The sequence below is a fragment of the Burkholderia sp. FERM BP-3421 genome, from assembly GCF_028657905.1.
Taxonomy (GTDB): domain Bacteria; phylum Pseudomonadota; class Gammaproteobacteria; order Burkholderiales; family Burkholderiaceae; genus Burkholderia.
Map to the genome: position 1 here is coordinate 3,250,884 of NZ_CP117782.1, position 25,865 is coordinate 3,276,748.

Sequence of the window (25,865 nt, forward strand, 5' to 3'; positions counted from 1 at the left end):
ATCGACGCATTGTGAATATATGCGCGGGCGCGCTTAAAAATTTATCAGACAAATTATTAAGCTGGCACGGGTGCAATGCTGATTGCGCAATAGATCCTTTGTGTCTAGGCTGGAATCGCCGAGCGGATCACGAAACAGGGAGTCGAAATGTCTCAATACGCAAAAATCAAGGCGCAGATCGCCGATTTGCAATCCCAGGCCGAAGAAGTGCGCCGGCAGGAAGTCGAAACCGTGATCGCCGAGTTGCAGGCGAAGATTGCGGAGTATGGGTTGACTGCCCAGGACCTCGGCTTCGCCGAACGGGCCCGGCGCGGCCGCCCGCCGAAGAAGGGGCCGCTGCCCCCGAAATATCGGGATCCCAAATCCGGCAGTACCTGGAGTGGCCGAGGCAAGCCGCCCAATTGGATCGTCGGCAAAAACCGCGAGCGCTTTTTGATTGAATAAGCGTGCAGCGCTCAGCCAGATAAAAGCCGCATCCTGGATGCGGCTTTTATCATTTTTCGAACTGTAATTCTGTATTGTTGCCGGGAATGGCGACTAGCCGGCGGCACTCTGTCGCCACTGCGATTGTTTCGTCGTATCACAGAGTGTTTCGTATACGTCCAGATAGTGTCGAGCCATCGCCTTGGCGCTGAAACGCTGTTCGAAGCGCGCACGAATCTCGGTGCGCGACAGTGTATCGATCCGATGCAACGCCCCGATCGCACCGTGCATGTCCTCGACGATGAAACCCGTCACGCCGTCCTCGATCACTTCGGGCACGGAGCCGCGATTGAACGCGACCACCGGCGTGCCGCACGCCATCGCCTCGATCATCACGAGGCCGAACGGCTCCGGCCAGTCGATCGGGAACAGCAGCGCCTTGGCGCCCGACAGGAACGCGGGCTTCTGCGCCTCGTTGATCTCGCCGATGAATTCGACATCCGCGTCGGCGAGCAGCGGCTCGATCTCGGTGCGGAAGTATTCCTCGTCGACCTTGTCGATCTTCGCGGCGATCTTGAGCGGCATGCCGCTGCGGGCGGCAATCCGGATCGCCGTATCGACGCGCTTTTCCGGGCAGATACGGCCCAGGAACGCGAGATAGCCGGGGGCCTGCTCCGAGCAGGGCGTCAGGAGCCCGTCCGGTAGCCCGTGATAGACGGTGCCGGCCCATGCGGCCTGCGGCAGCGGCTTGCGCTGGTTGTCGGAGATCGACACGACGGGCGCGTGCGGGAACGCGTTGAACATCGGCTGCAGTTCCGGCAGGTCGAGGCGGCCGTGCAGCGTCGTGACATAGGGCGTGTCGAGACGCGACATCAACGGGAACGGCAGATAGTCGAGATGGAAATGCAGGATGTCGAAGTCGTGCGCCGAACGCGCCACGCGTTCGAGCAGCCGCATATGGGGTGCGATCGGATCGCGGATCGAAGCGTCGAGGCGCAGCGCGCGCGGCCAGGCGGCCTCGAGGCGCGCTGAGGTGACGGAATCGCCGCTCGCGAACAGCGTCACGTCATGGCCGAGCTCGACGAGCGCCTCGGTCAGGTAGGACACGACCCGCTCGGTGCCGCCGTAGAGCTTCGGCGGAACGGCTTCGTAGAGCGGGGCGATTTGAGCGATGCGCATGGGCGGTCTCCGGTGCGGACAGGCGGCGCTTGCCAGGGGGTCGCGAGGCGCGGCGCCCTCGGGCGTCACGCGGTGACAAGCGAAAAAAATGGAAGCCGGCACGGGGCCGGATACCGAGGTTCGCCGTTCATTATCTGGATCGCTCGCGCGGCATCGAGTGATTTTTCAAAGACTTAAGCCTTGTTACAGGATGAAATACGCCGTAGGCCGTGAAAATGAGCGACTCCACCCAAAATGCGAGACATCCAAAGGGATTGTTGCGGGCGCATGAAAACGCTCTATAATTTCCCCGTAATGCTTTTTTAAAGCCCGCCTCCCGCCTTGTCTGGCGGGGCTTTCCGAGAAATCGCCGCACGTCTACCTGTCAACTCTGACTGTCAGAAAAATTCCTACATGGTTTACAGAGAAATCCTGCCCGGATGCGTTCTCTTTGCTGATACCCGCTTGAAAACCGATTGGCCAAAATGGCAGTAAGACTATAAACGTGCCGTTCGTCTCTCACTGAGAGGTGCCCAGGCAAACGTTTTCATAAGTACGTACGGCCAAGATTTCTACGGGGGAATCATGAGCGCTACCAGCGAAATGCTCACTGAGATCAAAGAAGTAAACCTGTCTTATCTGTTGCTCGCGCAGCGTCTGCTGCGTGAGGACAAAGCCATGGGCATGTTTCGGATGGGGGTCTCGGAAGAACTGGCGAATGTGCTTGCCAATCTCTCGCTGGCCCAGACCGTGAAGCTCGCCGCATCGAATCAGATGCTCTGCCGTTTTCGTTTCGACGATCACGCGCTCCTCTCGTCGCTGGCCGACAAAGGCCGCAGCGACACCGTCACGCAAGCCCACTCCGCCATCCTGATGGCCGGTCAACCGGTCGAAGGCATCCGCTGATCCCGCGTCGTCGGAGGTACCGGCGCGGGGGCGCCGGCGACGGCGCGCGGTTGCGCGGGGAACTCACAGAACAAGCAGGTGAACAACAATGGCGACCAAAAGCGTGGTTGTCGAGGTCCGGGAAATCACCCTGGCCATCGAATTGATCGAATTGGGTGCGCGACTGCAGTTGCTCGAAGCCGAGACCAGCCTGTCGCGTGACCGCCTGATCAAGCTGTACAAGGAACTGAAGGGCGTCTCGCCGCCGAAGGGCATGCTGCCGTTCTCGACCGACTGGTTCATGACCTGGCAGCCGAACATCCATTCGTCCCTGTTCTACAACATCTACCGGTTCATGCAGTCGCACGGCGGCTGCGATCCGATCCAGTCGATCGTGAAGAGCTACCGGCTGTACCTCGAGCACGTGAACCTGTCCGCGGACGAACCCGCGCTCAGCCTCACGCGCGCGTGGACGCTGGTGCGCTTCTTCGACTCGGGGATGCTGCAGATGACCCCGTGCACCCGTTGCGGCGGGCATTTTGTCGCGCATGCGCACGACCCGCAGCACGGCTTCGTCTGCGGCCTGTGCCAGCCGCCGTCGCGCGCGGGCAAGACCCGCAAGGCCGCGGCCAGGGCCGAACTGGCCGCGCTGGCGGTCTGACGGGCGCGCCCTCGCGGGGGCGCGCTCTGGCGCGGCGCGCCCCGCCCGACGGGTTGCCGCGAAGGGGTCCAATCCTCCGCGGATTGATGGTTTACACCGGCCCCGGCGCCTCGCGCAGGCGCCAAAGTTTTTGTCCCGACTGCCGTAAACCACTTAACGGCGGCCTCCCCGCCGCTTACTCGTGAGGGACAGGCAGTGCTGATTTTCGTGGGAACTCTCGTGACGCTGTTGTCCGTGTTCGGTGGCTATGCGCTGGCCGGCGGACATCTGGGCGCGTTGCTGCAGCCCGTCGAGATCTTGATGATCTGCGGCGCTGGTCTGGGCGCGTTCATCATCGGCAATGGTTTCAAGACCATCAAGGCGACCCTGCGCCTGCTGCCCACACTGTTCAAGGGCTCGAAGTACAACAAGGACGTCTACATGGAGCTGATGGCGCTCCTGTACGTGCTGCTCGCGAAGGCGCGCAAGGAAGGCACGCTGACGCTCGAAGCGGACATCGACGATCCCGAGAAGAGCCCGATCTTCACCCAATATCCGAAAATCCTCGCCGACAAGCACATCGTCGAATTCCTGACCGACTACCTGCGGCTGATGGTGGGCGGCAACATGAATGCGTTCGAGATCGAGAGCCTGATGGACGAGGAGATCGAAACCCATCACGCCGAGGGCGAAGGCCCCGCGCACGCGCTGATGCGCGTCGGCGACGCGATGCCGGCCTTCGGGATCGTCGCCGCGGTGATGGGCGTGGTCCACACCATGGCCTCGGCCGACAAGCCGCCCGCGGTGCTCGGCGCGATGATCGCGCAGGCGCTGGTCGGCACCTTCCTCGGCATCCTGCTCGCGTATGGCCTGTTCGGCCCGCTCGCGAGCCTGGCCGAGCAGCGCGTCGCCGAATCGACCAAGATGTTCCAGTGCATCAAGGTCACGATCCTCGCGAGCCTGAACGGCTACGCGCCCGCCATCGCGGTCGAATTCGGCCGCAAGGTGCTCTACTCGACCGAGCGTCCGTCGTTCGCGGAACTCGAAGAGCATGTGCGCCGCGTGAAGGCGAAGTGAGCGCGGAGCCCGGGGCATGAGCAAAGGAAAAGATCGCGCAATCATCGTCAAGCGGGTGGCGCCCCAGAAGAAGGGGCACCACGGCGGTGCATGGAAACTCGCCTACGCGGACTTCATGACCGCGATGATGGCCTTCTTCCTGCTGATGTGGCTGCTCAGTTCGGTCACGCCGGTGCAACTGAAGGGGATCGCCGAATACTTCAACACGCCGCTGAAGGCCGCGCTGCTGGGCAGCGGCGACCGCAGCGCCGACGAGTCGAGCATCATCAAGGGCGGCGGCCGCGACATCTCGAGCATCGACGCCGGCGTGACGCGCCGCACCGACGGCTCGACCAGCCTGGCCGACCGGGTCGCGAAGCAGAACGACGACGACGCGCTCGCGCAGGCGCAGGGCGCACTCGAGCGCCGCGAGCAGGTGCGCCTGCATGATCTGCAGGTGAAGCTGATGGCGGCGATCGAGGCGAACCCGACGCTGCGCCAGTTCAAGCAGCAGATCCGCATCGACTCGACGCTGATGGGCCTGCGCATCGAGATCGTCGACAGCCAGAAGCGGCCGATGTTCGCGATGTCGAGCGACAACGTCGAGCCGTACATGCGCGACATCCTGCGCGAGATCGGCAAGACGCTCAACGACGTGCCGAACCGCATCATCGTGCAGGGCCATACCGACGCCGTGCCCTACGCGGGCGGCGAGAAGGGCTACAGCAACTGGGAATTGTCGGCGGACCGCGCGAACGCGTCGCGCCGCGAGCTGGTGTCGGGCGGCATGGACGAGGCGAAGGTGTTGCGCGTGCTCGGCCTCGCCTCGACGCAGAACCTGAACAAGGACGATCCGCTCGATCCGGAAAACCGCCGGATCAGCATCATCGTGCTCAATCGCAAATCCGAACTGGCGCTGATGCGCGACGATGCGACCACGACGACGCTGTCGTCCGACGCCGCCGGCTCGAAGCAGCTCGCCGAGCAGCTCGCGCCGGCCCCGGTCGTGGCGCCGCCCGCGCCGGCCGTCGCGCCGAAGCTGGCCGCGCCGATGCCGGCCGCGCCGAAACCCTGACGCCTACGAGACCACCATGATCCGAACCATCCTCGCCATCGACGATTCCGCCACCATGCGCGCGCTGCTGCAGGCGACGCTGACCGAAGCCGGCTACGACGTGACGGTCGCGTCGGACGGCGAAGTCGGCCTCGAAATCGCGTCGGTCGCGGCTTTCGACCTGGTGGTCACCGATCACCACATGCCGAGGAAGAACGGCCTGGAAGTGATCGCCGCGCTGCGCGAGAAGGAACACTACGCTTCGATCCCGATCCTGGTGCTGACGACCGAAGACGGCGATGCATTCAAGGCCGCCGCGCGCGAGTCGGGAGCGACCGGCTGGATCCAGAAGCCGCTCGACCCGGAGACGCTGCTCGACCTCGTCGCGGCGCTCGCGCCGAGCCATCCGTGACATGAACTTGTTGTTTTAAGGCGGTGAACCGGCATGACTCTCGATATTACTCAGTTCTACCAGACGTTCTTCGACGAAGCCGACGAGCTGCTGGCGCAGATGGAGCAGCTGCTGCTCAATCTGGACGTCGAGTCGCCCGATCCCGAGGATCTGGCTGCGATCTTCCGCGCGGCGCACTCGATCAAGGGCGGCGCGGCGACGTTCGGTTTTTCCGCGCTGACGGACACCACCCACATCCTCGAATCGCTGCTCGACCGCGCGCGCAACCACGAGCTGACGCTGACCAAGGACATGGTCGACGCGTTCCTTGAAACCAAGGACGTGCTGTCGGACCAGCTCGCCGACTACCGCGCGAGCGCCGAGCCCGACGCGGCCGCGGCCGCGACGATCTGCGCGAAGCTCGAAAAGCTGAAGGCCGCGAGCAGCGGCGCAGCGGCGCCCGCGCCCGCCGCGGCCGCGCCGCAGCCGGTGCCCACGCCGACGCCCGCCCCGCTGGCGGCGCCGGCGCCGGCCGCCGCCGACGGCACCCCGGAACACGTGGTCGAGCAGGCCTACGAGGCCGCGCAAGGCGCGTCCGACGCCGCGCCGGCAGGCGACGGCCCGCATCTGCAGATCACGTTGAGCGGCGTCGACGACAAGGATCAGGCGCTGCTGGCCGAGGAGCTGGGCAATCTCGGCCACGTGGTCGGCCGCGCGAAGAGCGGCCAGGACCTGACGCTGTGGCTCGACTCCGACGTGCCGTCGGACGACATCGTCGCCGTGTGCTGCTTCGTGATCGACGAAAGCCAGATCCGCATCGGCCGCGGCACCGCGCCGGCCGCGCAGCCGGCGGCCGAGGCCGCGAGCGCGCCCGCGCCCGTCGAGGCGGCGTCGGCGCCCGTCGCCGCGCCGGTCGCCGAACCCGTCGCCGCACCGGTCGCGGCCGCGCCGGCGTCGGAACCCGTGCCCGCCGCGCAGCCGGCGGCCGCCAAGGCCGCGCCGGCCGCGCCGCACGCGGACGATCGCAAGCACCGCCCGGCCGCCGCCGCCGCGAATGCGGAAGGCAGCTCGATCCGGGTCGGCGTCGAGAAGGTCGACCAGCTGATCAACCTCGTCGGCGAACTGGTGATCACCCAGGCGATGCTCGCCGAGACCACCAGCACCTTCGATCCGGCGCTGCACGACCGCCTCTACAACGGCATGGCGCAGCTCGAGCGCAACGCGCGCGACCTGCAGGAAGCGGTGATGTCGATCCGCATGATGCCGATGGACTACGTGTTCAGCCGCTTCCCGCGCCTCGTGCGCGACCTGGCGGGCAAGCTCGGCAAGGAAGTCGAGCTGGTCACGTTCGGCCAGGCCACCGAGCTGGACAAGAGCCTGATCGAACGCATCATCGATCCGCTCACCCACCTCGTGCGCAACAGCCTCGACCACGGCATCGAGACCGTCGACAAGCGCCGCGCCGCGGGCAAGGACGCGGTCGGCCAGCTGGTGCTGTCGGCCGCGCATCACGGCGGCAACATCGTGATCGAGGTCAGCGACGACGGCGCGGGCCTGAACCGCGACCGGATCCTCGCGAAGGCCGCCAAGCAGGGGATGCAGATCCCCGACAACATCAGCGACGAGGAAGTCTGGAACCTGATCTTCGCACCGGGCTTCTCGACCGCCGAGGTGGTGACCGACGTGTCGGGCCGCGGCGTCGGGATGGACGTGGTGAAGCGGAACATCCAGTCGATGGGCGGCCACGTCGAGATCGCCTCGTACGAGGGCAAGGGCACCACGACGCGGATCGTGCTGCCGCTCACGCTCGCGATCCTCGACGGGATGTCGGTGAAGGTCGGCGGCGAGATCTTCATCCTGCCGCTCAACTTCGTGATGGAGTCGCTGCAACCGGCCGCCGACGACATCTACACGGTCGGCAACGGCGAGCGCGTGGTGCGGGTGCGCGGCGAATACCTGCCGCTCGTCGCGCTGCACGAAGTGTTCTCGGTCGAGGAGGCGCGCACCGACCCGACCCAGGGCATCGTCACGATCATGCAGACCGAGGGCCGCCGCTTCGCGATGCTGATCGACGAGCTGGTGGGCCAGCAGCAGGTGGTCGTGAAGAACCTCGAAACGAACTACCGCAAGGTGCATGGCATTTCCGCGGCGACCATCCTCGGCGACGGCAGCGTCGCGCTGATCGTCGACGTCGCCGCGCTCAATCGCGAAACCCGCTCGACGCACGGCGCGCACGCCGGCGGCGCGCTGGCCGTTTCCTAACTCTCGCATTCAACCGACCAGGGGGCCAACGTGTCCGAAGTCCAAACGAACCACTCGGCTGCCGCGAATGCGGCGGTCACCCGCCGCGACGCCGCCCAGGGCGACGCGACCGGCCAGGAGTTCCTCGTCTTCACGCTCGGCGACGAGGAATACGGCATCGACATCCTGAAGGTGCAGGAGATCCGCGGCTACGACAGCGTCACGCGGATCGCGAACGCGCCCGATTTCATCAAGGGTGTGATCAACCTGCGCGGCATCATCGTGCCGATCGTCGACATGCGGATCAAGTTCAACCTCGGCCGCGTCGAGTACGACCACCAGACTGTCGTGATCATCCTGAACGTCGCGCATCGCGTGGTCGGGATGGTGGTGGACGGCGTGTCGGACGTGCTCACGCTGTCGACCGAACAGATCATGCCGGCGCCGGAGTTCGGCGCGACGCTGACGACCGAGTTCCTCACGGGCCTCGGCACGGTCGATGGCCGCATGTTGATCCTGATGGACATCGAGAAGCTGATGACGAGCCGCGAAATGGCGCTGATCGAGGCGCTCGGCGCTTGACGGAGCAGCACGGAAATACGGGAGGCTCACGATGTTGCACAACTGGTCGATCCGCACGACATTGACGGCGGTCGGATTCATGCTGGTCCTCTTGGCCGCGGCGGTAGGCGGGCTGAGCCTGTACGGGCTGCACCACGCGAGCCGGTCGCTCGACGCGATCGCGCACGGCGACCTGCCGGCGATCCACGCGCTCGACGACACGTCGTCGTACCTGCTGCGCTCGCGCGTCGCGCTCGACCGCTTCAAGACGCTGACCGAAGCGGGCAACGCCGACGAGGCGCAGAAGGTGCTCGCGCGCGCGCAGGAGCTGTACGGCAGGTCGCAGCAGAACTGGCAGGCGTTTCAGGGCGCGTCGAAGGATGACATCGACGGCGCGCTGACCGACGAGCTCAACGCGCGCTACACGACGCTGACCAAGGAAGGCGTCGAGCCCGAGTTCGCGGCCGCCAAGTCCGGCGACATGGCCGGCTACCACGCGATCGCCGATACCAAGATCAGCCCGATGTTCGTCGCCTACGACCAGTCGGCCGCGGCCGTGGTCGGCGCGTACCAGCAGCGCGCCGAGGCGCGCCAGGACGCGACCCAGGCGCGCATCTCGCTGCTCGTCGCGCTGATCAGCGCGGGCATCGCGCTCGCCTTCGTCGTCGTGATCGCGATCCGCTTCGCGCTGCGCGGGCTGATCGTGCAGCCGCTCAACGACGCGATCGCGCTGTTCGAGCGGATCGGCTCCGGCGACCTGTCGCAGCCGGTGACGATCCGCGGCAGGAACGAGATCGGCAGGCTGTTCGCCGGCATCAAGCGGATGCAGGACGCGGTTTCCGTGATGGTGCGGGCCGTGCATCGCGGCGCGGAATCGATCGACGTCGGCGCGCACGAGATCGCGAGCGGCAATACCGATCTGTCGCAGCGCACCGAGCAGCAGGCAGCGTCGCTGCAGGAAACCGCGTCGAGCATGGAGCAGCTGACCGGCACCGTGCGCCAGAACGCCGAGAATGCGCGCCAGGCGAGCCAGCTCGCGGTCAATGCCTCGGACATCGCGACCCAGGGCGGCGAAGTGGTCGGCCAGGTGGTGGTGACGATGCAGGACATCGCGATCAGTTCCGGCAAGGTGGTCGACATCATCGGCACGATCGAAGGCATCGCGTTCCAGACCAACATCCTCGCGCTGAACGCGGCCGTTGAGGCGGCGCGCGCGGGCGAGCAGGGTCGCGGCTTCGCGGTGGTGGCGGGCGAGGTGCGCTCGCTCGCGCAGCGCAGCGCGACGGCGGCCAAGGAAATCAAGCAGCTGATCGGCGATTCGGCCGACAAGGTGCAAAGCGGCTCCGCGCTGGTCGAGCGCGCGGGCGCGACGATGGGCGAAATCGTCCAGGCGGTGCGGCGCGTGACCGACATCATGGGCGAGATCAGCGCGGCGTCCGAGGAACAGTCGACCGGCATCGAGCAGGTCAACCGCGCGGTCGGCCAGATGGACGCCGTCACTCAGCAGAACGCCGCGCTCGTCGAGCAGGCCGCGGCAGCCGCCGCGTCGCTCGAGGAGCAGACCCGTCAATTGAAGCAGGCCGTGCTCGGCTGGCGCGTCGAGGGCGGCATCAGCGCGCCGGCTGCCGCGGCGGCAACGCCGGCTCGCGCGACCGCCCCGGCGTTGCCGCGCCCCGCGCCGCACGCGGCCGCGCCCGCCCTGCCGGGCGCCGCGCCGAAGCCGGCCGCGGCGCCCGCGCCGTCGGGCTATGCGCCGAAGCTCGCGAAGTCCGCGCCGGCCAAGACCGCCTCGACGAAGGCCGCTCCGGCCGCGGCCGCTCCCTCGAAGGCCGCCCCGGCGAAGGCCGCCTCGGCGAAGGCCGCCCCGGCGAACGCGCCGCGTCCGGCCGCCGCGCCGTCTGCGCTCAAGCGCCCGGTGCTGTCGGGCGAAGCAAAGCCGGCGCTGGCCGCCGCGGCCGTCGCCTCCGATGACGACTGGGAGACCTTCTAAACCATGTTCTCCGCGCGCGCCTCTACCCGTGTCGATGCTCCCGACCCGCAAACGCGGGGCGGCGACGCCGGGCGCGACTTCGATTTCACGACCGCTGATTTCTCGCGCATCCGCGCGCTGATCCACCAGCGGGCCGGCATCTCGTTGTCCGAGCACAAGCGCGACATGGCGTACAGCCGTCTCGCGCGCCGCTTGCGCGCCCGCGGTCTCGACAGTTTCCGGCACTACCTCGACCTGCTCGAGCAGGAGGATGACCCGGTCGAATGGGAGGCGTTCACCAATGCGCTCACCACCAACCTGACCGCGTTCTTCCGCGAGGCCCATCACTTCCCGCTCCTAGCCGAGTTCGTGAAGCGCCGCGAGGCGCCCGTGTCGGTCTGGTGCTCGGCCGCGTCGACGGGCGAGGAGCCGTACTCGATCGCGATCACGCTGATCGAGGCGCTCGGCGATTCCGCCGCGCGCTCGGCGACCGTGTTCGCGACCGATCTCGACACCCAGGTGCTCGCGAAGGCGGAGTCGGGCATCTACACCTTCGACCAGGTCAAGCACCTGAGCCCGGAGCGCCTCAAGCGCTTCTTCCTGAAGGGCACGGGCGCGCAGGCCGGACGCGTGAAGGTGCGGCCCGAGCTGCGCGCGATGATCCGCTTCGAGCAGCTGAACCTGACCGATGCCGACTACGGCATCGCCAAGCCGTTCGACGCGATCTTCTGCCGCAACGTGATGATCTACTTCGACAAGCCGACCCAGGGGCAGGTGCTGTCGCGCTTCGAGCCGCTCGTGAAGCCGGGCGGCCTGTTGTTCGCGGGCCATTCCGAGAATTTCACCTATGTGACCCAGGCGTTCCGTCTGCGCGGGCAGACGGTCTACGAACTGGCGCGCGACGCGGGCGGTACGGCGTCGCGGCCACGCACGCGCCCGGCTACGGCGGCGGCGCGGGAGGATGGGAAATGAGCGGCCTGCCGATCGCGACCAATCTCTATTTCGACAATCACTTTCACCGCCAGGGTGTGAAGCTGCTGCCGAACGAGGTCTACACGACGCACGACGACATGGTGCTCGTGACGGTGCTCGGCTCGTGCGTCGCGGCCTGCCTGCACGATCCATTCGCGGGGCTCGGCGGCATGAATCACTTCATGCTGCCCGACGACGGCGCGGACGCCGCGGCGGCCGCTTCCGAGTCGATGCGCTACGGCGCGTACGCGATGGAAGTGCTGATCAACGAGATGATCAAGGCGGGCGGCCGCCGCGAGCGTTTCGAGGCGAAGGTGTTCGGCGGCGCGGCGGTGCTGGCCGGCATGACCACCATCAACATCGGCGATCGCAACGCCGATTTCGTGCGCCGCTATCTCGCGCTCGAACGGATCCGCATCACCGCGGAGGACCTGCAGGGCGTCCATCCGCGCAAGGTCGCGTTCATGCCGCACACCGGCCAGGCCATGGTGAAGAAGCTCCGGCTGCAGGTGCCGGGCGTGACCGAGCGCGAGGCCGCGCTGGCCCGTTCGGCGGCCGAGGCGCGGGCCGCGCGCGCGCGCGCGAACGTCGAGCTGTTCGCCCCGGCGGGCAGGCCCGCGGCAAAGCCGCGCATCGAGCTGTTCGGCACCCGGGCGCCCCTTCAGAACGTAACGAAAAAGCAGGAGGCATGACCGCAGTGCAAAAGATCAAAGTATTGTGCGTCGACGATTCGGCACTGATTCGCAGCCTGATGACCGAGATCATCAACGGCCAGCCCGACATGGAGGTCTGCGCGACCGCGCCCGACCCGCTGGTCGCGCGCGAGCTGATCAAGCAGCACAATCCCGACGTGCTGACGCTCGACGTCGAAATGCCCCGCATGGACGGCCTCGATTTCCTCGAGAAGCTGATGCGCCTGCGGCCGATGCCGGTGGTGATGGTGTCGTCGCTGACCGAGCGCGGCTCGGAAATCACGCTGCGCGCGCTGGAGCTCGGCGCGGTCGATTTCGTCACCAAGCCGCGCGTGGGGATCCGCGACGGCATGCTCGATTATTCGGAAAAGCTGGCCGACAAGATCCGCGCGGCGTCGCGCGCGCGCGTGCGCCAGGCACCGCAGCCTCATGCGGCCGCGGCCTCCGCGCACGGCCACGCGGCCGCGCCGGCGGCGCCGCTGCTGAACAATCCGCTCGTCAGTACCGAGAAGCTGATCATCGTCGGCGCGTCGACGGGCGGGACCGAGGCGATCCGCGAGGTGCTGGTGCCGCTGCCGCCCGATGCGCCGGCCGTGCTGATCGCGCAACACATGCCGCCCGGCTTCACGAAGTCGTTCGCGCAGCGCCTGAACGGCCTGTGCCGGATCTCGGTCAAGGAAGCGGAACACGGCGAACGGGTGCTGCCGGGCCACGCGTATATCGCGCCGGGCCACGCGCACCTGTTGCTTGCGCGCAGCGGCGCGAATTACATTGCGCATCTGTCGGATGAACCGCCCGTGAACCGGCATCGGCCTTCGGTCGATGTATTGTTCCGGTCGGCGGCGCTGCACGCGGGCAAGAACGCGGTCGGCGTGATCCTGACGGGGATGGGCCGCGACGGCGCGGCCGGCCTGCTGGAAATGAAGCGCTCGGGCGCCTATACGTTCGCGCAGGACGAAGCGAGCTGCGTCGTGTTCGGCATGCCGCGCGAGGCGATCGCGCTCGGCGGCGCCGACGACATTGCGCCCCTCGCCGACATGAGCCGCCGTATCATGGCGCGACTCGCGTCGATGGGCGACCGGGTACAACGCGTGTAAACAATCACATGCGGTGCGGGCGGGCCTGGCCCACGCGCAACCCCGATACGAATTTGCAAAGGAACAGAGATGGACAAGAGCATGAAGATTCTGGTGGTGGACGATTTTCCGACGATGCGACGGATCGTCCGCAACCTGTTGAAGGAACTGGGCTATTCGAACGTCGACGAGGCAGAGGACGGGCTCGCCGGCCTCGCCCGGCTGCGCGGCGGCACCTATGACTTCGTGATCTCCGACTGGAACATGCCGAACCTCGACGGCCTGGCGATGCTGAAGGAAATCCGCGCGGACGCGGCGCTCACCCACCTGCCGGTGCTGATGGTGACCGCGGAGTCGAAGAAGGAAAACATCATCGCGGCCGCGCAGGCGGGTGCGAGCGGCTACGTGGTGAAACCGTTCACGGCGGCGACCCTCGACGAGAAGCTGAACAAGATCCTCGAAAAAATGGCGAAGGCCGGGAGCTGATGTGAACGAGCCGATCAACGCAGCGCTCGCGGAGACCGACTTCGCCGCAGACAGCCATGCCGACGCCGCCGATCTGGCGAGCGACCGGATCCTTGCCCGCATCGGCGTGCTGACCCGGACGCTGCGCGATTCGATGCGCGAGCTGGGGCTCGACAAGCACGTCGAGAAGGCGGCGGAGGTGGTGCCGGACGCGCGTGACCGGCTGCGTTACGTGGTCGCGATGACGGAGCAGGCGGCGGAACGGGTGCTGACCGCGATCGAGATCGCCAAGCCGGTGCAGGAGCGTCTCCAGACCGAGGCCGACGCGCTTGATGCGCGCTGGGCCAAGTGGTACGAGACGCCGATCGAGCGCGCGGAAGTCCGCGAGCTGATGAACGACACCCGCGCGTTCCTGCGCGCGCTGCCGGTCGCGACCCGCGCGACCAACGAGCAGCTGCTGGAGATCATGCTCGCGCAGGATTTCCAGGATCTGACCGGGCAGGTGATCAAGAAGATCATGGACATGGTCTACCTGATCGAACAGCAGCTGCTCGGCGTGCTGATCGAGAATATCGCGCCGGAGCGGCGCGAGCAGTTCGCGGCCACGGCCGCGGCGCTCGCCGCCGAACAGGTGATGAGCAGCACCGGCAGCCCCGAATCGCTGCTGAACGGCCCGCAGATCAACCCCGAGGGCAAGACGGACGTGGTCAAGGATCAGGCGCAGGTCGACGACCTGCTCGCGAGCCTCGGCTTCTGATCCGTCACGGATTGAAACAGATTCGATCGGGGTAAATTGTTTTTTTGACACCCGCGGCAGGCATACTACGATGCACGTTTGCCGGCCGTCGCTTTCTATTGGCTTTCACCGAGTTGTACCGGGGCGCCGCGCGCGGTTGCTGGAACGCAGTCTGATTGTGGAAGGGGGATGCGGTGAAATCGATTCGAACTGGCCGGATCGCCGCGCTCGCGGCGGCCGGCATGCTGGGCGCCGCGAGCGCCGGCCCGGCCTGCGCCGCGCTCGGCGGCGCGCCCATGACGCCGCCGGCGGCGGACAACGCCGCCAAGGTGCGGCTCCTGCAACGCTCGGCGCAGGCGAGCCTGCGCGCCTCGGGCGTCGCCGCGGCGGCGCCCGGCGCCAATTACACGGTGCGCGAGACCACGCTCGGTTCGGGCACGGTGGTTCGCGAATACCTGGCGGGCGACGGCACGGTGTTCGCGCTCTCATGGCGCGGCCCGGTCGTCCCGGACCTGAGCGATTTGCTCGGCCCCTATTTTCCGCAACTCGTCGACGGCGCCCGGGTGACCCAGCTGGTGCACGGCGTGCGTGCGCCGGTGGCGGTCGACGCCGACAACCTCGTCGTGCACACGGGCGGCCACATGGGCGCGTTCTCCGGGCAGGCGTGGCTGCCGCAGGCGTTGCCCGCGGGCTTCACCGGCAACGACATCCAGTGACGAGGGGAGATCGATCTTGCGCTTTCATCACACCCTGAGCCGCCGGCTCCTCGCGCTCGGCCTCGCGGCCGCCACCGCGCTCGTCGTCGCGGCCTGCGGCGGCGGCGACGGCAACAATCCCACCGTGTCGATGAACACCGGCACCGGCAGCGGCAACACCCAGGTCGGCGGCGGCAACGGTTCGAGCAGCGGCAACGGCTCGAATCAGGTCACGATCTCGGTCAATTCGGGCCTCGCGAACGTCGTCAACATGCCGACCGTCAGCCTGACGATCTGCGCGCCCGGTTCGTCGACGGTCTGTCAGGTGGTCCCGAACGTGCTGGTCGACACCGCCTCCTACGGGGTGCGGATCGTCGCGTCGGCGATTTCGGGCGTCAGCGGCAGCCTGCCCACGAGCAACGCGAACAGCGGCGGCCAGCTCGCCGAGTGCGGCAAGTTCGTGTCCAGCTACACCTGGGGCTCGGTGCGCACCGCCAACGTGCAGATCGGCGGGCAGGTCGCCAGCTCGCTGCCGATCCAGCTGATCGGCGACCTCGGCACCTCGAACGTGCCCAGCTCGTGCACCAACAACGGCCGCCTCAGCTCGGGGAACACCGCACAGGCGCTCGGCGCGAACGGCATCCTGGGCATCGGGCCCGCGCCCTACGATTGCGGCGTGAACTGCGCGACCTCGAGCACCTACAGCAACTACTACGCGTGCACGGGCAGCACGTGCCAGGTCACGACGGCGAGCCTCACGCAGCAGGTCGCGAATCCGGTGCCGAACTTCCCGAGCAACAACAACGGCGTGATCGTGTCGATGGGCACGCCGTCGGGCGGCGCGGCGAGCGGCACGCTGACCTTCGGCATCGGCAGCCCGCCGACGACCGTGCTCCACACCGATACCGCGGGCGACATGACCGGCACCTTCAACGGCGCCGCGATGAGCCAGGTGTTCTTCGACACCGGGTCGAACGCGTACTTCTTCGGCGTGACGTCGAACCCGACGTTGCCGCTGTGCAGCGGCAACAACGCGTTCTACTGCCCGTCGAGCACGACCACGCTGGCCGCGACCGTCACCGGGCTCGGCGCCAACGAGCAGGCCTCGCTGTCCGTGACCGCCGCGAACGCGAACGCGCTGTTCAACACGGGCGGCTATGCGCTCGTGAACCTGGCCGGCCCGTTCGGCAACGCGTCGACGCTCGACTTCGGCATGCCGTATTTCTACGGCCGCGCGCTGTACTTCGGCATGGATCTGACCGCCAGCGGCGGCGCGGCGCCTTACGTCGGCTTCTAGCGCGGCAGGCGGCGCAGCCACGCAACAGGGCGCGAGAAATCGCGCCCTTTTTTATTGGCGGCTTGCGTTGCGGTGCAGCGCCTATGCTCGACAAGTGGCCGCCGGGTGGCGGTCGCATGACGAACGAGGAGGTACGCGATGAGCGAGCGGATCCAGCGCATCACCCCATTCCTGTGGTTCGACCACGGCGCGGAGACGGCGGCGAACCAGTACGTATCGGTGTTCGACAATGCGCGCATCACGCGCGTCGTCCGCTACGGCAAGGACGCGGCGCGCGCGAGCGGCCAGCCCGAGGGCAGCGTGATGACGGTTGCGTTCGAACTGGACGGGCAGGCATTTGCCGCGATCAACGGCGGCCCGGTGTTCCGGTTCACGCCGGCGGTGTCGTTCATGGTCAATTGCGACGACCAGGCGGAGATCGATCACTTCTGGCGAGCGCTGTCCGCGGGCGGCGATCCCGCCGCGCAGCAGTGCGGCTGGCTCAAGGATCGCTTCGGCGTGTCGTGGCAGATCGTGCCGGCCGGGCTGTCGGCCTGGCTTGACGATCCGGATCACGCGCGCGGCGCGCGCGTGATGCAGGCGCTGCTGACCATGAAGAAGATCGAGATCAAGCCTTTGCTGCAGGCGGCGGCGGGCTGAGCCGACGCCCGCTTCGGCGCGGCGGCCCGCCCGGGCCGCTTCGCGCCGTCGCGTCGCTGGCCCCCCACCTTCGTCCGCCCCCCGGACAGGTCCGATTCCCGGAATTACCCCCCTTTCCCCGCTTTCCTCGACCGATCGCCGGTTGACGGCTGAATGAATAATCGATGTCACTGGCAAAGCGGCATCCCGCCGCGTCCCACCGGAGGCTCCGTGGCAGAGGAGAGCGATCTCGAGAAGACCGAAGCCGCCACTCCCAGGCGCCGCGAAAAGGCGCGCGAGGAGGGGCAGGTCGCGCGTTCGCGCGAGCTGGCTTCGTTCGCTCTGCTCGCGGCGGGGTTCTACGGCGCGTGGCTGCTGGCCGCCCCGAGCGGCGCGCACCTGCAGACGATGCTGCGCGGCGCGTTCACGTTCGACCGCGCGAGCGCGTTCGATACGCACCGGATGCTGTCGAGCGCCGGGGTCGCGAGCCTCGAAGGGCTCTACGCGATCGCGCCCGTGCTGGCGCTGACGGGCCTCGCGGCGCTGCTCGCGCCGATGGCGCTCGGCGGCTGGCTGGTGTCGTCGAAGAGCCTCCAACTGAAATTCGACCGGCTGAACCCGATCTCCGGGCTCGGCCGGATGTTCTCGATCCAGGGCCCGATCCAGCTCGGCATGTCGCTCGCGAAGACGATCGTCGTCGGCGGAATCGGCGGCGTGGCGATCTGGCGCAGCAAGGAAGAACTGCTCGGTCTCGCGATCCAGCCGCTCGACGCCGCGCTGATCGACGCGCTGCACCTGATCGCGGTGTGCTGCGGCTACACGGTGGCGGGCATGCTGGTGGTCGCGGGGATCGACGTGCCGTACCAACTCTGGCAGTACAACAAGAAGTTGCGCATGACCAAGGAAGAAGTGAAGCGCGAGCATCGCGAGAACGAAGGCGATCCGCATGTGAAGGGCCGGATTCGCGCGCAGCAGCGCGCGCTCGCGCGGCGCCGCATGATGACCAACGTGCCGACCGCCGACGTGGTCGTCACCAACCCGACCCATTTCGCGGTCGCGCTCAAGTACACCGACGGCGAGATGCGCGCGCCGAAGGTCGTCGCGAAGGGCGTGAACCTCGTCGCGGCGCGGATCCGCGAGCTGGCGGTCGAGCACCGCGTGCCGTTGCTCGAAGCGCCGCCGCTCGCGCGTGCGCTGTATCACAACGTCGATCTTGAACGCGAGATTCCGGGGCCGCTGTACTCGGCCGTCGCGGAAGTGCTCGCATGGGTGTACCAGCTGCGCCGGTTCCGCGCGGAAGGCGGGGACTGGCCGGAAACGCCGGTCGACCTGCCGGTGCCCGCCGAGCTGGACAAGGGCGCGACGGTCGCCGACGACGAGGCGCGCGAGGAAGCCGCGGACGCGCTGGGCGCGGCCGGCCGTGACGGGAGCGCCGCATGAACATGCCCGCCGGACTCCTCGGAAAACGCGCGCAGATGTTCGACAGCGCGAACCTGCGCGCGCTCGCCGGCCCGATCCTGATCTGCATGATCCTCGGCATGATGATCCTGCCGCTGCCGCCGCTGCTGCTGGATCTGCTGTTCACGTTCAACATCGCGCTGTCCGTGATGGTGCTGCTCGTCAGCATGTACACGATGAAGCCGCTCGATTTCGCGGCGTTCCCGAGCGTGCTGCTGTTCTCGACGCTGCTGCGCCTGTCGCTGAACGTCGCCTCGACCCGCGTCGTGCTGCTCGAAGGCCACACCGGCCCGGACGCGGCCGGGCAGGTGATCGAGGCGTTCGGTCACTTCCTGGTCGGCGGCAACTTCGCGGTCGGGATCGTGGTGTTCGTGATCCTGATGATCATCAACTTCATGGTGATCACGAAGGGCGCGGGGCGGATCGCCGAAGTGTCGGCGCGCTTCACGCTCGATGCGATGCCCGGCAAGCAGATGGCGATCGACGCCGACCTGAACGCCGGCCTCATCAATGAGGAACAGGCGCGCAAGCGCCGTACGGCGGTCGCGCAGGAAGCCGAGTTCTACGGCTCGATGGACGGCGCGTCGAAGTTCGTGCGCGGCGACGCGATCGCGGGCCTGATCATCATGGCGATCAACGTGATCGGCGGGCTGATCGTCGGGATGGTCCAGCACGACATGACGTTCGCGGCGGCCGGCACCAACTACACGCTGCTCACGATCGGCGACGGCCTCGTCGCGCAGATCCCGTCGCTCGTGATCTCCACGGCGGCGGGCGTGATCGTGTCGCGCGTCGCGACCGACGAGGACATCGGCACGCAGATCACCGGCCAGCTGTTCACGAACCCGCGCGTGCTGATGATCACCGGCGTCATCATCGTGATGATCGGCCTGATTCCGAACATGCCGCACTTCGCGTTCCTGCTGCTCGGCAGCGGGTCGATCTGGCTGTCGCGCACCATGACCAAGCGCGAAGAGGCGAAGAAGGCGGCCGGCATCGTCACCGATATCGCCCCGCCCGCCGCGCTGCCGGCGGACAGCCACGAGGCGACCTGGGAGGACGTGACGCTGATCGACACGCTCGGCCTCGAAGTCGGCTACCGGCTGATCCCGCTCGTCGACAAGAACAGCGACGGCGAGCTGCTCAAGCGGATCAAGAGCATCCGCAAGAAGTTCGCGCAGGAAATCGGCTTCCTGCCGCCCGTGATCCATATCCGCGACAACCTCGAACTGCGGCCGAACGGCTATCGGATCGCGCTGAAGGGCGTCGAGGTCGGGTTCGGCGAGGCTTATCCGGGCCAGTGGCTCGCGATCAATCCGGGCCAGGTGACGGCCGCGCTGCCGGGCGCGCCGACCCAGGATCCCGCGTTCGGGCTGCCCGCCGTGTGGATCGACACCACGCTGCGCGAACAGGCCCAGGTCTACGGCTATACGGTGGTCGACGCGAGCACCGTGGTCGCGACCCACCTCAACCATCTGGTCGTGCAGCACGCGGCGGAGCTGCTCGGCCGCCAGGAAGTGCAGGCGCTGATCGAGCGCACCGGCAAGGATGCGCCCTCGCTCGTCGAGGACCTCGTGCCGAAGACGATCTCGATCACGACGCTGCAGAAGGTGCTGCAGAACCTGCTCGACGAAGGCGTGCCGATCCGCGACATGCGCACCATCATCGAGGCGGTGTCGGAGCAGGCGGGCCGCCTGACCGACGCGTACGACCTGACCGCCGCGGTGCGCCTCGCGCTCGGCCGCGCGATCACCCAGCAATGGTTCCCGGGCGCCGGCGAAATGCAGGTGATGGGACTCGATTCGAATCTGGAGCGGGTGCTGTCGCAGGCGCTCGCCACGGGCGCGAACCCGGGCCTCGAACCGGGGCTCGCGCACACGCTGCTGGTCGGCACGCAGGAAGCGATGCTGCGCCAGCAAAACATGGGGCTGCCGCCCGTGCTGCTCGTGCAGCACGCGCTGCGCGCGATGCTCGCGCGCTTCCTGCGCCGCAGCCTGCCGCAACTGAAAGTGCTGTCCTACGCCGAAGTGCCGGATACCCGCACGATCAAAGTCGTCAACGTCATCGGGAGTAACGCTTGAACATCCGCAAATTCACCGGCCCTACGAGCCGCGACGCGCTGCGACTCGTGCGCGAGGCGCTGGGCCCCGATGCCGTCGTGCTGTCGAACCGGACGCTCGACGACGGCACGGTCGAGATCGTCGCGCTCGCGGACGCCGAGCTTGCCGCGATTGCGCCGCCGGCCGCTGCCGTGCGGGCCGCTGCCGCGCGGGCCGCGGCCGGGTCGGCCCTTGCCGCGCCGGCCGCCTCCCTGCCGGGCTTCGCCGCGCCGGCCGAGCCACCCGGCGCCGCCGGCTTGCCGCGGACGGGCGCCAATCCGTATGCGAACGGCGGCCTGCCGGATGTGTTTTCGTCGGTGTTCGGCGCGAGCGTCGAGGCCGCGCCGGCCGCTGCCGCGCCCGCCGCGCCGTCGGAGCCCGCGCCGTGGCTCGTCGAGCACGCGAAGCGCCTGACCCGGCAGCGCGACGAACTGGTCGCGCGGCCGCGCGCCTCCGCCGCGGCGTCCGCGCCGGCTGCCGCTGCCGCCGCCGCCGACGCCGACGCCGGCGCGCCGGCCAATCCGCCCGAGTGGGCGCGTGACCTGGTGCAGAACGTCGCGCGCCGTGCGGCGGCCGAGGCGACGCCCGCGCGGCGCGCCGACGACGCGCCGCGCCAGAACGCCGAGCGCCTGTCCGATGCGGCGGCCGCGGCGGTGGCCGACGCCGTGAAGGCGCGTATCGAGCGCATCGTCAACGACACCGTGATGCACGAGCTGAGCTCGCTGCGCGGCATGATGGAAGAGCAGTTCGCGGGCCTGATGTGGAACGATCGCCAGCGCCGCAACCCGGTGCACGGCGCGCTGACCAAGCATCTGTTCGCGGCGGGTTTTTCCGCGCAGCTGGTGCGCATGATCGTCGACAACCTGCCGGACGGCGACGAGTCGGACAGCTTCGACGCGGCGTCCGAATGGGCGCGCTCGGTGCTGGCCGCGAACCTGCCGGTGCTGGAAAGCGAGGATGCGCTGATGGAGCGCGGCGGCGTGTTCGCGCTGATGGGACCGACGGGCGTCGGCAAGACCACCACCACCGCGAAGCTGGCGGCGCGCTGCGTGATGCGCTTCGGCGCGAGCAAGGTCGCGCTGCTGACGACCGACAGCTACCGGATCGGCGGCCACGAGCAACTGCGCATCTTCGGCAAGATCCTCGGCGTGCCGGTGCATGCGGTGAAGGACGGCGGCGACCTGCAGCTCGCGCTGACCGAACTGCGCAACAAGCACATCGTGCTGATCGACACGATCGGCATGAGCCAGCGCGATCGCACGGTATCCGACCAGATCGCGATGCTGCACGGCGCGGACACGCCGGTGCAGCGCCTGCTGCTGCTGAACGCGACGAGCCACGGCGACACCCTCAACGAAGTCGTGCAGGCCTACCGCAGCGCGGCGGGCCAGCCCGACCTCGCGGGCTGCATCCTGACCAAGCTGGACGAAGCCACCCATCTCGGCGGCGTGCTGGACACGGTGATCCGCTACAAGCTGCCGGTCCACTACGCATCGACCGGCCAGAAGGTGCCGGAGAACCTGTACGTCGCCACCCGTAAATTCCTGCTGAAGAGCGCGTTCTGCGTACCGCGCGACGGCTCGCCCTTCGTGCCGCAAGACGAAGACATGCCGTCGCTGCTGGCCGCGCTGACCGCCCGCTCGAGCGCCGAGCTCCATGAGGTGCGATTTGGATAAACGCATGACCGATCAGGCTGAAGGCTTGCGGCGTCTGCTCGCCGGCCGCTCGTCGCGCGTCGTCGCGGTGACGGGCGGCCCGGCGGGGGTCGGCTGCACCTCGACGGTGGTGAATCTGGCGGCCGCGCTCGCGGCGCTCGGCAAGGACGTGCTCGTGGTCGACGAGCGCGCCGACGTTCATTCGGTGGCGGCGACGCTGTGCGGCGCGTGGCTGCGCGAAGGCGAGCCGGTGCGCCACGAGCTGGGCTTCTCGGTGCTCGGCGCCGCGCGGCTCGCCCGCGCCGGCTACGCCGAGCACGATCCCGCGGAGTGGCTCGACAACGCGGCGGACATCGTGCTGGTCGATGCGCAGCTCGACGCGCACGGCGCGTTCTCGCCGCTCGCGCGCGACGCGCACGACGTGCTGGTGGTGATGCGGGTGGCCGCGCAGTCGATCACCGAGGCGTACGCGTGCATGAAGCGGCTTCATTACGCGCATGCGGTCGCGCAGTTCCGCGTGCTGATGAATCACGTGCAAAGCCGCGCGGACGCGAAGGCCGCGTACGACAACCTCGCGGGCGTCGCCGGGCGTTATCTGGCGGTGTCGCTGTCGGAGGCGGGCTGCGTGGGGGTCGATCCGCTCGTCGAGCATGCGCGCGAGCTGGAGCGCACGGTGGTGGACGCGTTCCCGACCGCGGCGGCCGCGCGCGATTACCGGCAGATCGCGTCCGATCTGCTGTATTGGCCATTGCGTCCGGGGCCGGGCGCGGGTCGGGTCCGGGCGGGCAATCCGGCGTTTGAGCGGGGTGCGGCGCAGGCCGCATGAATGTCACAGGCAAGAGAGGGCATGATGTACAACGCTCAAGGAAAGATATCCCAGGACGAAGTGTTGACGCAGTACGCGCCGCTCGTGCGGCGGCTGGGTCTGCAACTGGTCGCGAAGATGCCGGCGAGCGTGGATCTCGATGATCTGATCCAGGCCGGCATGATCGGCCTGCTCGATGCGGCGGGCCGCTACAAGGAAGACCAGGGGGCGCAGTTCGAGACCTACGCGACGCAGCGGATCCGCGGCGCGATGCTCGACGAGCTGCGCAGCAACGACTGGCTGCCGCGCAGCCTGCGCAAGACCTCGCGCGAAGTCGAGCATGCGGTGCACCAGGTCGAGCAGCAGCTCGGCCGGCCGGCGAGCGAGACCGAGATCGCGGAGCACATGCAGATGCCGCTCGACGAATTCCAGTCGATGCTGCAGGACCTGCATGGCAGCCAGCTGATTTACTACGAGGATTTCGACCGTTCGGCCGACGACGAGCCGTTCCTCGACCGCTACCGGGTCGACCATGCCGACCCGCTGTCGGCGCTGCTCGACGACCACCTGCGCAACGCGCTCGTGGAGGCGATCGAGCGCCTGCCGGAGCGCGAGAAGCTGCTGATGTCGCTGTACTACGAACGGGGCCTGAACCTGCGCGAGATCGGCGCGGTGCTCGAGGTCAGCGAGTCGCGCGTGTGCCAGTTGCACAGCCAGGCGGTTGCCCGGCTGCGCGCGCGGCTGCGCGAACAGGCCTGGGTCGGCGCCGAGCACTGAGCGGTCGGACCGCGATCGGTCGGGCCGCGCATGGTCGGGCCGCGTATGGTCGGCGTGCGATCGGGCGGAAAACTTCATTCCGATTTGCTACAATCCTCCCTCGTTTCCGAGGAGCGTTGCGACGGGCTCGGTCCCGCCAGGCTCGGAAACCTTCAATGAGCGGCCGCGCGATGCGCACGGCCGCGACCTGAACGGCGCTCACGTCACAATTTTCTAGAACTTACTTAGAAAGGAGGGCGTGATGAACGCCGCTGTCATCGATTCCAATTCCTCGAAAGACTACCTCGTCGCCGACATGAGCCTTGCCGCCTGGGGCCGCAAGGAGCTGAACATCGCCGAGACGGAAATGCCCGGCCTCGTGCAGATCCGCGACGAATACAAGGCGCAGCAGCCGCTCAAGGGCGCGCGCATCGCCGGTTCGCTCCACATGACGATCCAGACGGGCGTGCTGATCGAGACGCTGAAGGCGCTCGGCGCCGACGTGCGCTGGGCCTCGTGCAACATCTTCTCGACCCAGGATCACGCGGCCGCCGCGATCGTCGAAGCCGGCACGCCGGTGTTCGCGTTCAAGGGCGAGTCGCTCGACGAGTACTGGGAATACGCGCACCGCATCTTCGAATGGCCGAACGGCGAATTCGCCAACATGATCCTCGACGACGGCGGCGACGCCACGCTGCTGCTGATCCTGGGCGCGAAGGCCGAGAAGGACCGCTCGGTGATCGCCAAGCCGACCAACGAGGAAGAAGTCGCGCTGTACAAGTCGATCGCCGCGCACCTCGAGGTCGACGGCAGCTGGTACTCGACGCGCCTCGCGCACATCAAGGGCGTGACGGAAGAAACCACCACCGGCGTGCACCGTCTGTACCAGATGGAAAAGGACGGCCGCCTGCCGTTCCCGGCGTTCAACGTCAACGATTCGGTCACGAAGTCGAAGTTCGACAACCTGTACGGCTGCCGCGAATCGCTGGTCGACGGCATCAAGCGCGCGACCGACGTGATGATCGCGGGCAAGGTCGCGGTGGTCGCGGGCTACGGCGACGTGGGCAAGGGCTGCGCGCAGTCGCTGCGCGGCCTGGGCGCGACCGTGTGGGTCACTGAAATCGATCCGATCTGCGCGCTGCAGGCGGCGATGGAAGGCTACCGCGTCGTGACGATGGAATACGCGGCGGACAAGGCCGACATCTTCGTGACGGCGACCGGCAACTACCACGTGATCGGCCACGACCACATGAAGGCGATGCGTCACAACGCGATCGTCTGCAACATCGGTCACTTCGACTCGGAAATCGACATCGCGTCGACGCGCCAGTACGAGTGGGAAAACATCAAGCCGCAGGTCGACCACATCATCTTCCCGGACGGCAAGCGCGTGATCCTGCTGGCCGAAGGCCGCCTCGTGAACCTCGGCTGCGCGACCGGCCACCCGTCGTTCGTGATGTCGAACTCGTTCGCCAACCAGACGCTCGCGCAGATCGAGCTGTTCACGCGCGGCGAGCAGTACGAGAACAAGGTGTACGTGCTGCCGAAGCACCTCGACGAGAAGGTCGCGCGCCTGCACCTCGCGCGCATCGGCGCGAACCTGACCGTGCTGTCGGACGACCAGGCTTCGTACATCGGCGTCGCGAAGGAAGGCCCGTTCAAGCCGAACCACTACCGCTATTAAGGTTCGCGTCCCGCCCGCGCCCCCCGGATGGTCCGCCGTCCGGGGGGCGCGGGCGGATTCCGCCGTCGGGGCGGCGGCGCGCGGCCTGCATCCCAACCGCACAAGGAGTTTTTCATGACCGTGATTCTGACCTGGGTGATCAACGCGCTCGCGCTGCTGATCATCACCTACCTGGTGCCGTCGATTCACATCAAGAGTTTCGGCACCGCGTTGATCGTCGCGGTCGTGCTGGGCCTCATCAACACGATCATCCGGCCGGTGTTGATCCTGCTCACGCTGCCCGTGACGATCGTCACGCTCGGCGTGTTCATCCTGGTCGTGAACGCGTTGTGCTTCTGGTTCGCCTCGTCGTTGCTGAAGGGCTTCGAGGTGTCGGGATTCTGGTCCGCGTTCTTCGGCTCGATCCTGTACAGCATCGTGTCGTGGCTGCTGTCCGCCCTGATCTTCGGCCAACGCAATCTCGGCTGACCAGGGATCTT

Annotated in this window: 25 protein-coding genes and 1 riboswitch; of the genes, 24 read left to right on the forward strand and 1 reads right to left on the reverse strand. The window is 67.6% G+C overall.

Annotated elements, in window-relative coordinates:
• Window positions 1–147 precede the first annotated feature (147 nt).
• Complete coding sequence (locus Bsp3421_RS30750; protein ID WP_274000556.1) at window positions 148–444, forward strand: H-NS histone family protein; 297 nt, start codon at window positions 148–150, stop codon at window positions 442–444.
• A 93-nt stretch (window positions 445–537) separates the two neighbouring features.
• Here the strand turns inward: Bsp3421_RS30750 and Bsp3421_RS30755 are convergent, their stop codons facing one another.
• The gene (locus Bsp3421_RS30755; protein WP_274000557.1) at window positions 538–1,602 is read right to left on the reverse strand and encodes a glycosyltransferase family 4 protein; all 1,065 of its coding nucleotides are present in this window, start codon (window positions 1,600–1,602) and stop codon (window positions 538–540) included.
• A 564-nt stretch (window positions 1,603–2,166) separates the two neighbouring features.
• On the opposite strand from Bsp3421_RS30755, the gene flhD reads away from it, so the two are divergent.
• The 23 genes from flhD (at window position 2,167) to Bsp3421_RS30870 (ending at window position 25,854) form a co-directional block, all read left to right on the forward strand.
• Window positions 2,167–2,487 (forward strand): flagellar transcriptional regulator FlhD, encoded by a 321-nt coding sequence (gene flhD, locus Bsp3421_RS30760; RefSeq protein ID WP_252981947.1) that lies wholly within the window; start codon window positions 2,167–2,169, stop codon window positions 2,485–2,487.
• Window positions 2,488–2,575: 88 nt separating this feature from the next.
• Window positions 2,576–3,127 carry a flagellar transcriptional regulator FlhC gene (gene flhC / locus Bsp3421_RS30765; protein ID WP_274000558.1) on the forward strand — a complete coding sequence of 184 codons (552 nt, stop codon included), beginning with the start codon at window positions 2,576–2,578 and terminating at the stop codon, window positions 3,125–3,127.
• 195 nt (window positions 3,128–3,322) lie between these two features.
• On the forward strand, window positions 3,323–4,183 hold the full coding sequence (gene motA / locus Bsp3421_RS30770) for a flagellar motor stator protein MotA (RefSeq protein ID WP_252981945.1): 861 nt from the start codon (window positions 3,323–3,325) through the stop codon (window positions 4,181–4,183).
• A gap of 16 nt (window positions 4,184–4,199) precedes the next feature.
• Window positions 4,200–5,237 (forward strand): flagellar motor protein MotB, encoded by a 1,038-nt coding sequence (gene motB / locus Bsp3421_RS30775; RefSeq protein ID WP_274000559.1) that lies wholly within the window; start codon window positions 4,200–4,202, stop codon window positions 5,235–5,237.
• Between the two features lie 16 nt (window positions 5,238–5,253).
• A complete protein-coding gene (locus tag Bsp3421_RS30780; RefSeq protein WP_274000561.1) occupies window positions 5,254–5,628 on the forward strand; it encodes a response regulator in 375 nt (124 codons plus the stop codon).
• A 33-nt stretch (window positions 5,629–5,661) separates the two neighbouring features.
• The gene (gene cheA / locus Bsp3421_RS30785; protein ID WP_274000563.1) at window positions 5,662–7,869 is read left to right on the forward strand and encodes a chemotaxis protein CheA; all 2,208 of its coding nucleotides are present in this window, start codon (window positions 5,662–5,664) and stop codon (window positions 7,867–7,869) included.
• Window positions 7,870–7,899: 30 nt separating this feature from the next.
• Entirely contained in the window at window positions 7,900–8,430 is a 531-nt protein-coding gene (cheW, locus tag Bsp3421_RS30790; RefSeq protein WP_274000564.1) for a chemotaxis protein CheW, read from the forward strand.
• A 31-nt stretch (window positions 8,431–8,461) separates the two neighbouring features.
• On the forward strand, window positions 8,462–10,399 hold the full coding sequence (locus Bsp3421_RS30795; protein WP_274000566.1) for a methyl-accepting chemotaxis protein: 1,938 nt from the start codon (window positions 8,462–8,464) through the stop codon (window positions 10,397–10,399).
• 3 nt (window positions 10,400–10,402) lie between these two features.
• Complete coding sequence (locus tag Bsp3421_RS30800; protein ID WP_274000567.1) at window positions 10,403–11,350, forward strand: CheR family methyltransferase; 948 nt, start codon at window positions 10,403–10,405, stop codon at window positions 11,348–11,350.
• Window positions 11,347–12,042: a chemoreceptor glutamine deamidase CheD gene (cheD, locus tag Bsp3421_RS30805; RefSeq protein WP_274000568.1), complete on the forward strand. Its 696-nt coding sequence runs from the start codon at window positions 11,347–11,349 to the stop codon at window positions 12,040–12,042. The genes Bsp3421_RS30800 and cheD overlap by 4 nt, the downstream gene beginning before the upstream one ends.
• Window positions 12,039–13,139: a protein-glutamate methylesterase/protein-glutamine glutaminase gene (locus Bsp3421_RS30810; protein WP_274000569.1), complete on the forward strand. Its 1,101-nt coding sequence runs from the start codon at window positions 12,039–12,041 to the stop codon at window positions 13,137–13,139. The genes cheD and Bsp3421_RS30810 overlap by 4 nt, the downstream gene beginning before the upstream one ends.
• 69 nt (window positions 13,140–13,208) lie before the next feature.
• Entirely contained in the window at window positions 13,209–13,604 is a 396-nt protein-coding gene (gene cheY / locus Bsp3421_RS30815) for a chemotaxis response regulator CheY (RefSeq protein WP_252981936.1), read from the forward strand.
• 1 nt (window position 13,605) lies between these two features.
• Complete coding sequence (gene cheZ, locus Bsp3421_RS30820; protein ID WP_274000570.1) at window positions 13,606–14,340, forward strand: protein phosphatase CheZ; 735 nt, start codon at window positions 13,606–13,608, stop codon at window positions 14,338–14,340.
• Between the two features lie 173 nt (window positions 14,341–14,513).
• On the forward strand, window positions 14,514–15,035 hold the full coding sequence (locus tag Bsp3421_RS30825) for a DUF2844 domain-containing protein (protein ID WP_274000571.1): 522 nt from the start codon (window positions 14,514–14,516) through the stop codon (window positions 15,033–15,035).
• Window positions 15,036–15,051: 16 nt separating this feature from the next.
• On the forward strand, window positions 15,052–16,311 hold the full coding sequence (locus Bsp3421_RS30830) for a DUF3443 family protein (RefSeq protein ID WP_274000572.1): 1,260 nt from the start codon (window positions 15,052–15,054) through the stop codon (window positions 16,309–16,311).
• 138 nt (window positions 16,312–16,449) lie between these two features.
• Complete coding sequence (locus Bsp3421_RS30835; protein ID WP_274000573.1) at window positions 16,450–16,950, forward strand: VOC family protein; 501 nt, start codon at window positions 16,450–16,452, stop codon at window positions 16,948–16,950.
• Between the two features lie 210 nt (window positions 16,951–17,160).
• Window positions 17,161–18,369: a flagellar biosynthesis protein FlhB gene (gene flhB / locus Bsp3421_RS30840; RefSeq protein WP_274000575.1), complete on the forward strand. Its 1,209-nt coding sequence runs from the start codon at window positions 17,161–17,163 to the stop codon at window positions 18,367–18,369.
• A complete protein-coding gene (flhA, locus tag Bsp3421_RS30845) occupies window positions 18,366–20,468 on the forward strand; it encodes a flagellar biosynthesis protein FlhA (protein WP_274000576.1) in 2,103 nt (700 codons plus the stop codon). The genes flhB and flhA overlap by 4 nt, the downstream gene beginning before the upstream one ends.
• Window positions 20,465–22,162, forward strand: a complete 1,698-nt coding sequence (gene flhF / locus Bsp3421_RS30850; protein WP_274000577.1) for a flagellar biosynthesis protein FlhF — start codon at window positions 20,465–20,467, stop codon at window positions 22,160–22,162. The genes flhA and flhF overlap by 4 nt, the downstream gene beginning before the upstream one ends.
• Window positions 22,155–22,967, forward strand: coding sequence for a MinD/ParA family ATP-binding protein (locus tag Bsp3421_RS30855; protein WP_274000579.1), 813 nt, complete (start codon window positions 22,155–22,157; stop codon window positions 22,965–22,967). Before flhF ends, Bsp3421_RS30855 begins: the two co-directional genes overlap by 8 nt.
• Window positions 22,968–22,988: 21 nt before the next feature.
• Window positions 22,989–23,723, forward strand: a complete 735-nt coding sequence (locus Bsp3421_RS30860) for an RNA polymerase sigma factor FliA (protein ID WP_274000580.1) — start codon at window positions 22,989–22,991, stop codon at window positions 23,721–23,723.
• Between the two features lie 102 nt (window positions 23,724–23,825).
• A riboswitch (S-adenosyl-L-homocysteine riboswitch) is annotated at window positions 23,826–23,930 on the forward strand.
• A 34-nt stretch (window positions 23,931–23,964) separates the two neighbouring features.
• The gene (gene ahcY, locus Bsp3421_RS30865) at window positions 23,965–25,386 is read left to right on the forward strand and encodes an adenosylhomocysteinase (RefSeq protein ID WP_274000581.1); all 1,422 of its coding nucleotides are present in this window, start codon (window positions 23,965–23,967) and stop codon (window positions 25,384–25,386) included.
• Window positions 25,387–25,500: 114 nt separating this feature from the next.
• Window positions 25,501–25,854 (forward strand): phage holin family protein, encoded by a 354-nt coding sequence (locus Bsp3421_RS30870; protein WP_252981927.1) that lies wholly within the window; start codon window positions 25,501–25,503, stop codon window positions 25,852–25,854.
• Window positions 25,855–25,865: the final 11 nt, after the last annotated feature.